General features: G+C 72.3%; 10 protein-coding genes and 2 pseudogenes. 6 read left to right on the forward strand and 6 right to left on the reverse strand.

Features of this window, described 5'->3' with window-relative positions:
- Positions 1–98 precede the first annotated feature (98 nt).
- Entirely contained in the window at positions 99–1,268 is a 1,170-nt protein-coding gene (gene xylA, locus OG936_RS31175) for a xylose isomerase (RefSeq protein WP_406499258.1), read from the forward strand.
- 237 nt (positions 1,269–1,505) lie between these two features.
- On the opposite strand, the gene OG936_RS31180 is transcribed toward xylA, so the two are convergent.
- From OG936_RS31180 to OG936_RS31190, 3 genes and pseudogenes are all read right to left on the reverse strand, one after another.
- Positions 1,506–2,753 carry an ROK family protein gene (locus tag OG936_RS31180; RefSeq protein WP_406499260.1) on the reverse strand — a complete coding sequence of 416 codons (1,248 nt, stop codon included), beginning with the start codon at positions 2,751–2,753 and terminating at the stop codon, positions 1,506–1,508.
- A gap of 71 nt (positions 2,754–2,824) precedes the next feature.
- Positions 2,825–2,923: pseudogene (locus tag OG936_RS31185) on the reverse strand (formylglycine-generating enzyme family protein); the annotation flags it as partial.
- Between the two features lie 271 nt (positions 2,924–3,194).
- Positions 3,195–3,386, reverse strand: a pseudogene (locus tag OG936_RS31190) (DUF305 domain-containing protein); the annotation flags it as partial.
- 139 nt (positions 3,387–3,525) lie between these two features.
- Here OG936_RS31190 and OG936_RS31195 point away from each other — a divergent pair.
- Both OG936_RS31195 and OG936_RS31200 read left to right on the forward strand, forming a co-directional pair.
- On the forward strand, positions 3,526–4,407 hold the full coding sequence (locus OG936_RS31195; RefSeq protein WP_406499262.1) for a phospholipid scramblase-related protein: 882 nt from the start codon (positions 3,526–3,528) through the stop codon (positions 4,405–4,407).
- 219 nt (positions 4,408–4,626) lie between these two features.
- Positions 4,627–5,235 (forward strand): GNAT family N-acetyltransferase, encoded by a 609-nt coding sequence (locus tag OG936_RS31200; protein ID WP_406499263.1) that lies wholly within the window; start codon positions 4,627–4,629, stop codon positions 5,233–5,235.
- A 544-nt stretch (positions 5,236–5,779) separates the two neighbouring features.
- Here OG936_RS31200 and pcaB read toward each other — a convergent pair.
- Positions 5,780–7,177 carry a 3-carboxy-cis,cis-muconate cycloisomerase gene (gene pcaB, locus OG936_RS31205; protein WP_406499265.1) on the reverse strand — a complete coding sequence of 466 codons (1,398 nt, stop codon included), beginning with the start codon at positions 7,175–7,177 and terminating at the stop codon, positions 5,780–5,782.
- Between the two features lie 322 nt (positions 7,178–7,499).
- Positions 7,500–8,267, reverse strand: coding sequence for a VOC family protein (locus OG936_RS31210; RefSeq protein WP_406499267.1), 768 nt, complete (start codon positions 8,265–8,267; stop codon positions 7,500–7,502).
- Between the two features lie 201 nt (positions 8,268–8,468).
- Between OG936_RS31210 and OG936_RS31215 the strand changes: the two genes are divergently transcribed.
- The 3 genes from OG936_RS31215 to thrS all read left to right on the forward strand — a co-directional run bounded on the left by OG936_RS31215 (position 8,469) and on the right by thrS (position 12,140).
- Complete coding sequence (locus tag OG936_RS31215; protein ID WP_406499269.1) at positions 8,469–10,199, forward strand: FUSC family protein; 1,731 nt, start codon at positions 8,469–8,471, stop codon at positions 10,197–10,199.
- A complete protein-coding gene (locus tag OG936_RS31220) occupies positions 10,196–10,702 on the forward strand; it encodes a MarR family winged helix-turn-helix transcriptional regulator (RefSeq protein WP_406499271.1) in 507 nt (168 codons plus the stop codon). The genes OG936_RS31215 and OG936_RS31220 overlap by 4 nt, the downstream gene beginning before the upstream one ends.
- A gap of 223 nt (positions 10,703–10,925) precedes the next feature.
- The gene (thrS, locus tag OG936_RS31225) at positions 10,926–12,140 is read left to right on the forward strand and encodes a threonine--tRNA ligase (protein WP_406499273.1); all 1,215 of its coding nucleotides are present in this window, start codon (positions 10,926–10,928) and stop codon (positions 12,138–12,140) included.
- 97 nt (positions 12,141–12,237) lie between these two features.
- Here thrS and OG936_RS31230 read toward each other — a convergent pair whose 3' ends face one another.
- Entirely contained in the window at positions 12,238–13,113 is an 876-nt protein-coding gene (locus OG936_RS31230; protein ID WP_406499275.1) for an IclR family transcriptional regulator, read from the reverse strand.
- Between the last annotated feature and the right edge of the window lie 207 nt (positions 13,114–13,320).

Genomic DNA, 13,320 nt, shown 5'->3' on the forward strand with positions numbered 1-13,320 from the left:
GGGGTGCCCGCGTGCATGATTAGTCATGACAGTAAACAAATAGGGTTCGGCCACCTCGACCGGTCATGGAACCCCACAGCGCTGAAGGCGGCCAGACGATGACGGAACGCTTCACACCCACCCCCGAGGACAAGTTCACCTTCGGACTGTGGACGGTGGGCTGGCAGGGGCGCGACCCCTTCGGCGACGCGACCCGGACCGCGCTCGACCCTGTCGACTCCGTGCGGCGGCTCGCGGAGCTCGGTGCGTACGGTGTGACCTTCCACGACGACGACCTGATCCCGTTCGGCTCGACGGACACCGAGCGCGAAGGGATCGTGAAGCGGTTCCGGCAGGCGCTGGACGCGGCCGGACTCGTCGTCCCCATGGCGACGACGAACCTCTTCACCCACCCGGTGTTCAAGGACGGCGCGTTCACCGCCAACGACCGGGACGTGCGCCGCTACGCACTGCGCAAGACCCTGCGCAACATCGACCTCGCCGTCGAGCTCGGCGCCACCACCTATGTGGCCTGGGGCGGTCGCGAGGGCTCCGAGTCCGGCGCCGCGAAGGACATCCGGGTCGCCCTCGACCGCATGAAGGAAGCCTTCGACCTGCTGGGCGACTACGTCACGGAGCAGGGGTACGACCTGAAGTTCGCCATCGAGCCCAAGCCGAACGAGCCGCGCGGTGACATCCTGCTGCCGACCATCGGTCACGCCCTCGCCTTCATCGAGCGCCTCGAACGTCCGGAACTGGTCGGCGTCAACCCCGAGACGGGGCACGAGCAGATGGCCGGGCTCAACTTCCCGCACGGCATCGCGCAGGCGCTCTGGGCGGGCAAGCTCTTCCACATCGACCTGAACGGCCAGTCCGGCATCAAGTACGACCAGGACCTGCGCTTCGGCGCGGGTGACCTGCGCCAGGCGTTCTGGCTCGTCGACCTGCTGGAGACGGCCGGTTACGCGGGGCCGCGGCACTTCGACTTCAAGCCGCCGCGCACCGAGGACTACGACGGTGTCTGGGCCTCGGCCGCGGGCTGCATGCGCAACTACCTGATCCTCAAGGAGCGCGCCGCCGCCTTCCGCGCCGACCCCGCAGTGCAGGAGGCACTGCGCACGTCCCGGCTCGACGAGCTGGCCCGCCCGACCGCCGAGGACGGCGTGGCCGGACTGCTGGCCGACCGGTCGGCGTTCGAGGAGTTCGACGTGAACGCGGCGGCGGAACGAGGAATGGCTTTCGAGGTCCTGGACCAGCTGGCGATGGACCACCTGCTCGGGATCCGCTGACCCCGGCCCGCAGCGACGCAAGGCCAGGGACGCGGGCCGGACACCGGATCGGACCGGGCGTCCGGCCCGCACCCGGTCGCGTGGTTCGGCGGGCTTCCTGTCCGCCCGGCCGCCCGGCCGCGTGCGTGTGGGTGAGCAGGCTGCGTGGCCGCCCGCGTGCGTGTGGGTGAGCAGGCTGCGTGGCCGCCCGCGTTCGCGTGGATGAGCAGGCTGCGTGGCCGCCCGCGTGCGTGTGGATCAGTGGGGCGCCCGGTCGCCCGCGTACGCCACCGGGTCGGCCAGTACCGCCGTCATCACCAGCGCCGCGGCGCCCCGCGCGGCGTCACCCGCGACGGAGGAGGCGCGCAGCCGGCCACTCCCCGGGGACCAGAGCCCGGACACCACGCGGCCGGTCAGCTCCTCGTCGGCGGGCGGGGACAGCCACGGCATCAGGTTCCGGTAGATCCCGCCGAGCACCACCGCGTCCGGGTCGAGCAGATTCACCGTCCCGGACAGCACCCGCCCCAGCATTCGGCCGGCCTCCGCGACAGCGGCCACCGCCCGCTCGTCCCCGGCCCGGACGCGCCGCTCGAGCTCGGCCACCCCGGCACCGCTGCCGGGCTCCTCGATCCCGGCGGCCCGCAGGAGCGCCGCCTGTCCCGCGTACTGCTCCAGGCAGCCACGCGAGCCGCACCGGCACTCCCGTCCCTCCGAGTCGACCACCACGTGCCCGATCTCCCCGGCGAACCCGTGCGCTCCGCGCAGCAGTTCACCGTCGATGACCAGGGCGCCGCCGACGCCGATCTCCCCCGTCAGGTAGAGGAAACTGCGGATCGGGCCGAGTCCGCCGAACCAGAGCTCGGCCAGCGCCGCCAGATTGGCCTCGTTCTCCGAACTCACCGGCAGCGCCTTGCGACCGGGGCGTTCGGCGGCGAGTGAAGTGGCGAAGAGCTCCCCGGCGGGAACCTGGTTCCAGCCCAGGTTGGGTGCCTGGCGCACCGCGCCGCCGGAGACCAGACCGGGAAGCGCGAGCGTCACCCCGACCGGGAACAGTTCCTGCTCACGGGCCGATTCCAGGGTGCGCGCCGCGATCCCGGCCGCCCGCGCCAGCACCTCCGCGGGCGGTGCGCCGCGGTTGTCCAGGTGCTCGGTGAGCCGTACCCGGCCGGTGCCCGCCAGATCGACGACGCACACCGACACGTAGTCGATGTTGACCTCCACGCCGAGCCCGGCGGGCCCCGTGCGCGCCACCTTGAGCGCGGTCCCGGGACGGCCCGCCTGCCCGCTGAACGTCTTGCCCGACTCGGTGAGGAATCCGATGTCGAGGAGCTGCTCGACGAGCGAGGACACCGCGGCCCGGGTCAGTCCCACCCGCGCGGCAACCCCGGCCCTGGTCGCTTCGCCCTCTGCCTCGTCACGGACGGCCCGGAGCACGAGGCTGAGGTTGCTCCGGCGCACGGTGTCCTTGTCGGCCTTGGGCCCCAGCGGTGCGAGGTTGCTCTTCATATTGGATCCGAGCCTATGCGATCCCCTGTGTGACTCCCCGTGCGATCCCCGCCGCAATGCCGCCCGCCCGCTCAGCCTGAGAGCGCGCAGCGGAATCCGCCGTGACCTGTCGTGCTGTCGGGGGTGTTGGAGGTGCGGGCGGCGACGCGGTAGCGGGTGCAGTAGGAGCCCGACGGCGTCGTGCTGGAACCGGCGAGCGGCACGCTGAAGGTGCACGGAACCCGGGGCGCGGCCGCCAGGGTGACGGTGCGCGCCACCGCCCGGGCGGCGACCGGTGCGCAGCGGATCACGCTGGACTTCCGGCTGCCGGACGGGACCGCGCTGGTCTCTGCGCAGGTGGAGGTCGCCGTTTCAAGACCGGGGCCGGCCCGTTCGCGGGGGAGGAATCCGCCGCGAACGGGCCGCCTACGCGTCCGCGTAGCTCTGCACGGGCCGCCAACAGATGTCGTACGCGAGCCGGCGCGCCGCCACGTCCGACGTGCGGTCCCGCACGATGAACGACATCTCGACCGCCTGCTGATGGTGGATCGACATGTCGCGGGCGAACCCGGCATCGACCGATGTGTCCGAGGGCGCGCCCGCCGACACGGCGGCAGCCGCGGAGCCCGTCGAGGACGAAGGCCGCAGGACCATCAGCGCGACCGGGCCCGGCGCCGGCAGCCAGCACCACCCCGCCCGTGCAGGCCGCGCCCGGCTCCGGGGATGAGGGGCGGGAGCCACGGATGTACGGAACAGGACCTCCGTTGCCGGAGTGGCGGGATAGTGTGCCCCGGTGACAACGCACTCGAACGTATCTGCGGGCTGGTATCCGGATCCGCACGGCGCGCCCCAGCTGCTGCGCTACTGGGACGGTTCCCAGTGGACCGAGCACACCAACCCGGCCGCCGGGCAGCAGCCCCAGGCCGCGGCCCAGGCGAGCCCCGCGCAGGCCCAGGCACCCGCGCAGGTGCCGCCGCAGCAGGCCGCCCCGCACCATCAGCAGGCCGCCCACCAGCAGGCGGCGGTCCCCTCCCCGCAGGGTGGGGTTCCCGGGCAGGGCGGTGCTCCCGGCGCCGGTTCGCTCTTCACCCAGCAGGTCCTGGTCGTGAACCAGAAGGCCAAGCTGATCGAGGTGACGAACGAGTACAGCGTCTTCGACCAGCACGGCAACACCATCGGCTCGGTCGTCGAGGTCGGCCAGAGCGCCCTGCGCAAGGTGCTGCGTTTCCTCACCAGCATCGACCAGTACCTGACCCACCGCCTGGAGATCCGGGACGCCTACGGCCAGCCGCAGCTCCTGCTGACCCGCCCGGCGAAGTTCATCAAGTCCAAGGTCATCGTGCAGCGTCCCGACGGGCAGCCGGTCGGCGAGATCGTCCAGCAGAACGCCATCGGCAAGATCAACTTCGCGATCATGGCCGACGGCCGGCAGATCGGCGCGATCAAGGCGGAGAACTGGCGTGCCTGGAACTTCGCGATCGTCGACCACAACGACGCCGAGATAGCCCGGATCACCAAGACCTGGGAAGGCCTCGCGAAGACGCTGTTCACCACGGCGGACAACTATGTGCTGCAGATCCACTACCAGTTGCCCGAGCCGCTGCTGAGTCTCGTCGTGGCCACGGCCCTGACGGTGGACACCGCCCTCAAGCAGGACGCCCGCGGCCTCGGCTGACGGACGGGCGCGCGCCTGGTGGGGGCGGGCGGGTACGCGTCTGATGGGGACGGGCGGGTACGCGTCTGACAGGGGACGGGCTTGGGTACCCGACTGATGGGCGGGTGCGCCCGTACCTCGTCATGTGCGCTCTCCCTGGCACGATCTTCCGCGCAAGGGAGGCGGACGGGGCAGGCGGACGGACCTGAAAGGGGTCCGCCACCGTGCGATGATGCGCCCATGCCGTACCTGGTGCCGCCCCTGATCCCGCCGGGACGCCTCGCGGACTCCGCCCAACCGGCTCTTGCCGTCACCGACGACCTGCTTCTGCGGCCATGGCGGTGCGAGGACGCACCGACAATCGTCGCCGCCTTCTCCGATCCGGCGATCCAGCACTGGCATCTGCGCCGGGCCGAAACCGAGGACGAGGCGCGCGACTGGATCGAGCAGTGGCAGGACGCCTGGTACAGCGAGACCGGCGCCCATTGGGCCGTCGTACGTTCCGAGGGAGCGAGCGACGGGACCGGGGAGGTGCTCGGCCGGGTCTCGCTCCGTTCCCTGGTGCCGGCGATCGGCCTGGCGGAATGCTCCTATTGGGTACTGCCGGCCGCCCGCGGACGGGGCGTGGCGCCCCGGGCCGTGTCGGCGCTCACACGCTGGGCCTTCGACGAGATCGGGTTCGAGCGGCTCGAACTCGCGCACTCCGTGCGGAACGAGGCGTCCTGCCGGGTGGCGAGCAAGACGGGCTTCGCCCTGGAGGGCACCCGGCGCCACTCCCATCTGCACGCCGACGGCTGGCACGACATGCATCTGCACGCCAGGCTCCGCGGGGACGACGCGAACGGCTGACCACGACGGAGGCGGTGCCGGCCGTTCGCGTCGTCCCCGCGGAATGGCTTCGTTCAGTCCCGTTCGACGTCCACCTCGGTGGGCCATGAGCGAGCCCGGCACCGCCGAACTCATGGAGCAGGCCCTGTCCGAGGGGGCCGACGTCGTCGGCGGCCTCGACCCGATCGGCATCGACGACGACCTGGACGGCCAGTTGGACTTCGTGTTCGGGCGGCGCCTCCCTGCTCGGTCTGCCCGCCTCCCTGCTCGGTCTGCCCGCCTCCCGGCTGGAGACCAGGGGCCCGGCCGACTTCGTCCTGGCAGCCGCCGGTTCGCTGCCCGAGGCAGTCCTGGACCGCCCGATTCCGTCCATGGCCGTACGGGCCGGCCGCGTCATCGCCCGCGGGGGCCGGCTGATCCAGGGCCTCTCCATTGGATCAGGCCGGGCTCGCATGCCGAGGCACCGCGCCTCGCCGCGTTGTCGTCGGTCTTCCCCAAGCCCTCGGCTCCGCTCGAACAGGGAAGCCCCCCATCGGCGCCGCCATGACAGGGGCTACCGGGCCCGTCAGCCGCGGTCGAGCGCACGGTCGGTGAGGGAGCCTGCGCAGCCGGTGTAGCGGGCGGGATCGGCCAGTTCGGACAGATCGAGACCGGCGAGTTCGGGCTCCTCGTCCAGTACGTCGGCGAGGACGTCGGTCAGATCCGTGGTCTCCGCGCGGGCCCGGGCGGCGGCGTTCACCAGGACCTCCTTGGCACGCTTGCGGCCGATCCGCTCGGCGAACACGACGGCCAGCCGCTCCGCGACGATCAGCCCGTCGGTGAGCTGGAGATTCTCCCGCATGGCGTACGGGACGACCCGCAGCCCGTCGGTGAGTTCGGCCGCCGCGTACGCGGCCCCGCCGACGAGCCGCAGCAGCTCGCGCAGCGGCTCCCATTCCGCGTGCCACGCCCCGGCCGGCCGCTCGTCCTCGGCGACGAGCGAGCCGTACAGCGTCGCCGCCAGGCCCGGAGCGCGACGAGCGGCCGCCACGATGAGGGTGGCACGCACCGGGTTGGCCTTCTGCGGAATGGTGGACGAGCCACCGCCCTGCCCCTCGGTCACCTCGCCGATCTCGGTACGGGACAGGGTGAGCACGTCGGCCGCCAGCTTGCCGAGCGCACCGGCCGTGAAGGCGAGCGCGCCCGCCAGGTCCGCGATCGGGGTCCGCAGGCTGTGCCACGGCAACAGCGGTTCGGCCAGACCGAGTTCGTTCGCGAATGCCTGGAGCAGGGGCAGCCCAGGTCCGTCGTCCTCGGCGGCAACGGTGCCGGACGCGGCGGCGCCGGCATCGGCTGCGCCCACGGGCGTGAAGGCGCCGAAGACGGCCAACGTGCCTGCCGCGCCGCCGAGTTGTGCGGGAAGCGACTCCCGTACGGCGGACAGGCGGTCCCGTGCGTCGAGGATCAGCGCACGCCACCCTGCCGCCTTCAGCCCGAAGGTGGTCGGCACGGCGTGCTGGGTGAGCGTACGGCCGGCCATCGGGGTGTTGCGGTGGGCGACGGCCAGCCGGGCCACCGCGTCCGCGGCCCGCACCAGATCGTCGAGCACCGGGGCCAGGGTCCGCGCGGCGACCAGCATGGCGGCCGTATCGAGGATGTCCTGGCTGGTGGCGCCCCGGTGCACGTACGGGAGGACATCGGGCTCCACCGCGGCGGCCAGGTCGGCGACCAGCGGGATGACCGGATTGCCGTCCGTACGGGCGCGCAGCGCCAGGCTCCGTACCTCGAACCGGCTCGCGTCGGCCGCCGCCGCGGTCACCGCCCGCCCGGCCCCGGCGGGCGCGAGCCCGCAGCCGGCCTGGGCGCGGGTGAGCGCGGCCTCGGCGTCGAGCATCGCCTGCAGAAAGGCGCCGTCGCTGGTGGCCGCCTCGGCGGGGGAGCCGGCCCGCCCGGGGGCGAGCAGTCCGGCATCGCTCTCGTACATCAGCTGAACTCCATTAAGACCGTTCGCCGTTCCCGCCGACAGGCGGATGCCGAACCGATGGATACGCGGGGTCCGTGCGTGCCGGGCGGCGCGACGGGGCAAAGCTTGCCGGGAGGGGCGTAGGAGGGTGCTGAAGATCTCGGCCGGATCAGCGAGCGGCGTCCGGTGCGTGCAGCTGCAAGGCGCCGAAGCGGCCTCAGATGGGGCCTCCCCTGCTCGAACGCAGTTGAGAGCTTGGGGAAGGAGCTGTCAGGTCGTTTTGGCAACGCCGCAGGTGTGCGTGCCGGGCGTCGGGAGCCCGGCCAAGATCTTCAGCCCCCTCCTAGCCTTCGTCGCCCGCCCGGTGGATGCCGAACGCCGCGCCCTGCGGGTCCCGGACCACCGCGATCCGCGGACCGCCCGGAACGTCCGTGGGCGGCATCAGCAGCTCGCCGCCCGCCCCCTGCGCGGTGGCCGCCGCCGCGTCGACGTCCGGCACGGCGAAGTACGGCAGCCAGCTCGACTGTGCCTCCGGCGGGAACCTGTCGTCCATGACCAGCAGGCCGCCGAAGTCCTCGCCGGCCACGCCCCACTGCGGATACCTCCCGGAAGGGGCGTTCACCGTCCATCCGAAGACCGCGGGATAGAAAGCGAGCGCCGGGTCGGCCTGTCGGGTGACGAGTTCGACCCAGCCGAGCGCGCCCGGGGCGTTCAGTAGCTCGGCGCCGGCGAAGGCGCGCCCCTGCCACAACGAGAACACCGCGCCCGACGGATCCGCGACCACCGCGAACCTGCCCTGGTCGAACACGTCCATCGGGCCGACCAGCAGCGAGCCGCCCGCCGACCTCACCTTCTCGACCGTGGAGTCGGTGTCCTCGGTCGCGAACGCAATCGTCCAGGCGGGTGGCTGCCCCGGCTGGTAGAGGGGGCTGAGCGCAGCCACGCGCGCGTCCGCGAGGTGCGCCATGGTGTAGCCGCCCGCCTCCTCGCGCGGGTCGGTCTCGGGGCGCCACCCGAAGAGCGCCGCGTAGAACGACTTGGCCGCGGGGATGTCGGGGGTACTCAGCTCGACCCAGCAGGGACCGCCGGGCACCGGTGCGGTGAGCTTCATTCGGTTTCCTCCATGGACGGGCTGATGCGTGGACGGGCCGATGGGCGGACGGCCGGATACGTGGACGTACCGATGCGTGACTCTCTGTCCTTGTGCCTGAACGCTAGTGCTTCGCGGAGAGGTCAGCCATCGGTGTCGTGCGGCAGGGGCACCGGAAGGAGAAGGATATTTTACAGGTGTAATACCTGCTAAAGTGTTTGGGTGAGTGATACAACCATCCGGTCCCGTCGGCCCTCCGTCCGCAGACTCCCGCTGGCGGCCCCCCTGCGCCTCGCCCGGCCCTCGGACATGTGGTTCAAACCGGCGCTGAGCGTGGTCGTCGCCACCGCCGTACCGGATCTGGTGCTGTTCGCCATGGACCGACTGGACCTCGTGATGTACACGATGGCCGGTTCGCTCTGTGCGCTGTACGGCCACAACCTCCCGTACGCCCGCCGGGCCCGCGCCGTCGCCGGAGTCGTCGTATCCATGGTCATCGGCCTGGCGATATCCCTGGTCGCGGCCTCGCTCACCGGATCGACCGCCGTGCTGATCGCGGTGGGAGCACTCCTCGCGGCCGGACAGAAGGTGCTCTGCGACGCCACCCGCATCGGCCCGCCCGGACCATTGATCTTCACGTTCATCACCTCGGCCGCGCTCTTCGCCCCGCAGCACCTCGGGCAGGTCCCGGGCCACCTCGCGCTGACCCTGGCCGCGGGCGCGGTCTCCTGGCTGGTCGCGGTAGGCCCCGCGGCGATCCGCAGGGAGGGCCCCGAGCGCCGGGCGACCGCCCGCGCACTCGACGCGACCGCGGCATACGTCACTGCACCCGGCCACCGCACCCGGCACGCCGCGGTCGCCGCCGTGCACGCGGCCTGGCAGACCCTGCTCGCCGCCGGACGCCACACCCCCGTACGCCGGGCGCTCGAACGCCTCGTCGTCCACGCCGAAGCCGTCCTCGCCGACGGCGTCCTCGGCGACTTCCCGGGCGGCCCCCTCTCCGCCGCCGCCCCCACCACGGCCGTCGATCCGGACCGGCTGCGCGCCTGGGCCGGGCAGACCCGTGCCCGCGGACCCGTCCCCACCGCACCGGCCGCCCCGGGTGCGGCGGAGGAACTGTCCGGCATTGACGCCGAACGGGCCGCCCGGCGCACCGGAGGCCGCCGCGACGCCCGCCGCGCACTGCTGCGCAGCCTCGCCCCGGGCTCGCCGCTCCTGCCCATCGGCGCCCGCGCGCTCATCGGCTGCGCCCTCGCCGGATACGTCTCCCAGGCGGCCGGTGTCGGCCGCCCCTACTGGGCGATCGTCACCGCGGCCTCCCTCTACCAGGCCAATGTGACCCTGACCTGGAACCGGGCCCTCCAGCGGACCCTCGGAAATCTGCTCGGCGTCCTCGTCTTCGCCGCCGTCCTCCCGGTCAGCCGCACCGGCCCCCTGGCCCTCATCGGCTTCTGCCTGCTCTTCGGCTTCGCGGCCGAGGCCCTGATCACCCGCAACTACTGGCTCGGCTCCATCGCCGTCACCCCGATGGCCCTGTTGGTCCTGGAATTCGGCGGCACCCAACCGGCCGGTGAGCTCATCGGAGACCGGGTCCTGGACACCGTGATCGGCGCCGCGGTGGGCCTCCTTGCCGCCGTGCTGGTGACGAACCGCCGGGCCACCGGGCGCCTGGAGAAGGCCCTCACCGCCACCGATCGGGCGCGCGCCCACGCCGTGCACGCGCTGGCCGCCCCGCAGCCCACGCCCGCCGCCCTCGACGCCGCCCGTCGCAGGCTGACCGGTTCGCTCGTCGAGCTGCGCGAAGCCGATGACACCGCGGCGGGCGAATGGTGGCAGCGCGCCCTTCCCCAGGAGCAGGTCCTTGCGGCCGAGCAGGCCGGACACCGTACGCTCGCGGCGACAGCGAAGCGGCAGGGGCTGATCGCCCCCGCCCAGGAGAACGGAGCGGTGTGACCGACGACATCGTCGCCTCGGTGGTACGGCAGTGGCAGGCCGTCAACCCGGAGCTGGACACCGGACCGATGGAACTCATCGGCCGCATCAACCGCTGCGCGGCCCTGCTCCAGCAGGCGGAGGACGCCCCGTTGCGCGCCGCCGGCCTGACCCGCGCCGAGTTCGACCTGCTCGGCGCGGTACGCCGTACCGACCGCGAGCTCACCCCCGGCGAGCTGGCCAGGGAGACGTTCTCCTCCGGCGCCGCCGTCACCAAGCGCCTGCGGGTTCTTCAGGAACGGGGCCTCGTCGAGCGCCGCAGCGATGTCCGCGACCGGCGCGTCGCCCATGTCCGCCTCACCGAGGAGGGACGCGAGATGGTCGATCGGCTGCTGCCGCGCCAGCTGGCGTACGAACGCACGGTGCTGTCCGGTTTCGACGAGCAGGCCCGCAGCCGACTCAGCGCTCAGCTCAGCGAGCTGCTGGTGCAGTTGGAGGGGCGTATCGGCGGTGCCGGACGCTGAACCGGTGGCCGGCGCCGAACCGGGGGCCGGGCGGCCCCCGGCGAAAAATCCCGCGCGACATCGGTACGTCGCTGCTAACGTCCCCCGCATGAAGCGCGCTGCCATGACGACGACGCCGGAGAGTGTCCCGGCGCGCTGACAGCTGTTCAGTCCGAAGCCCCGGGGCGAGTGCCCCGGGGCTTCGCCCTGCGGTCACCCGCCCGACGACCGCGAGGAGACCGCCATGCACGACCACCGCAAGCTCGGCCGCGAGCTGGACCTGTTCGACACCGATCCGCTGATCGGCGCCGGGCTGCCGTACTGGCTGCCCGACGGCGCTGTCGTACGGCACACCCTGGAGGAGTACATCCGCACCGCCGAGCAGCGGGCGGGCTACCGGCACGTGTACTCACCGGTGGTCGGCAAGCGGGAGCTGTACGAGATCTCCGGGCACTGGTCGCACTACAGCGACGACATGTTCCCGCCGATGGAAGTGGGCGGGGAGCAGGTCGTGCTCCGGCCCAGTCTGTGTCCGCACCACGCGCTCATGTACCGCTCCCGCTCCCACAGCTATCGCGAACTGCCCTTGCGGATGGCCGAGTTGGGAGGCATGTACCGCTCCGAACTCTCCGGGGTGCTCGGCGGTCTGACCCGGGTGAGGGCCATCCAGCTGAATGACGCGCACATCTTCTGCACCCTGGACCAGGCCGCCGAGGAGGCACGGGACGCGCTGGAACTGATCCGCCGGGCGTACGGGGCACTGGGCATCGGCCCGGCCCGCTACCGGCTCTCCCTCCCGGGACCCGGCGGGAAGTATGTCGCCGCCCCCGAGCTGTGGCAGCGGTCCACCGCCCTGCTGACCGATGTCCTCGACCGCTCCGGACTGCCCTACGAGGCGGCCGAGGGGGAAGCCGCGTTCTACGGCCCCAAGATCGATGTCCAGCTCGTCGACAGCGCCGGCCGGGAGTTCACCCTCTCCACCATCCAGGTCGACTTCCACCAGCCGGCCCGGTTCGACCTGCACTACATCGGTGCGGACGGTGCGAAACACCGGCCGGTGATGATCCACCGCAGCGTCATCGGCAGCGTGGAGCGCGCCGTCGCCCACCTCATCGAGGAGCACGGCGGGGCCTTCCCTGCCTGGCTCGCCCCCACCCAGCTGGCGATTCTCCCGGTCTCCGAAGCCGAACTGCCGGACGCCGAGGCGTTCGCCAGGCGCTGCACCGCCCTCGGGCTGCGGGCCGAGATCGCCGGACCGGAACGCGGCACCCTGGGAGCCCGCATCCGGGAAGCCCGCCTGGTGCCCTACCAGGCCGTCATCGGTGCCAGGGAAGCCGCCGACGACCAGGTCGCCCTGCGCCTGCGGGACGGACGCCGACACGACCCGCGGCCCGCCGATGAGGTCCTCGCCCGCATCACCGCCCTCATCGACGCCCACAGCACCGACCTCTGGAACTAGTGCCCCTCCCGGCAAGCTGCGCGCACCGGACGCCGCTCGCTGATCCGGCCGACATCTTCAGCACCCTCTCAGGCCTTCCGTTCGGGCCCGGCCGGCATCAGGCCGGGCCGAACAAGGCGGCCGACCGGCGCAGTTCGCCGACCAGGCGGGCGAGCGCCGCGTCGTCGCCGCGGTCGGCGGGTGCCGAGGCCATCAGGGCGAGCCTGTCCCGGCGGCTCGACACGGCCGGCGCAACGGCCACGGCGTGCAGGCCCGGGACCGACTCCCCGCGGCTGAGGGCGTATCCGCGGGAGCGGATCGCGTCGAGCTCCGCGAACAGCGCGGACCGTGAGGTGAGGGTGTTCGGCGTGACCTCGGGAAGTTCCTCCTGTGGATAGAGGGCGTGGAGTTCTTCCGCTGCCATCCCGGAGAGCAGCATTTTGCCGCCGGCGGTGGCGTGGGCGGGGTGCGTACGGCCTCTCTCCGGCATCACCCGGACCGGGTGCGGCGACTCGCGGCCGTCGGTGACCAGGATCCGGTCGCCGATGAGCGCCGCGCTCTGCACCGTCTCGCCGGTGCGCCGTAGCGCGTCGTCCAGTACGGCTCCGAGCTGTTCGCGGACGGCTGTGCCGAAGCCCGCCGGACGCCCGAGCCGCTCCAGCTCCGGACCTGCCGAGTAGCCGCGCCCGGAGGATTCCCGGACCGCGAAGCCGCGTCCTTCGAGGGTGCTGAGTACCCGGTGGGCGGTGGACCGCCCGATGGAGAGCAGCCCGGCCGCCTCGGAAACGGTCAGCGTGTCATGCGTCAGGAACAGCCGCAGCAGGCGCAGTCCGGTGTCCAGCGACTCGATGGTGTAGCCGCGCGCCGGCCCCGTACCGCTCGCATCCTCCGTGCCTCCTGCACCGGCCCCATCTTCCGCACTGCCCACACCGTCGCCACCGCCCGCACCGCCCGTCGCTGTGGCGACCTTTCCGTACATCCGTCCTTCGGTCATCAATCCGCTCCTTTCGATCCGCTTCGATCACATGTGCGCGCGTCCCTCCTTGTGGGACGGCTGTCATGGCGCAGGGGTCAACTCTCGGAGTGGCCGCGAAAGCGTCCCGCACTGCGGGACGACAGGTGTCCCGGATTGCAGATTTCCCTTGACCGTCACTTTCTGTGCATGCGTGAAGGCGGTGCGTGTAAAAACTCGTGAGTGTAT

It is taken from the genome of Streptomyces sp. NBC_00846 (assembly GCF_045207325.1).
Classification (GTDB): domain Bacteria; phylum Actinomycetota; class Actinomycetes; order Streptomycetales; family Streptomycetaceae; genus Streptomyces.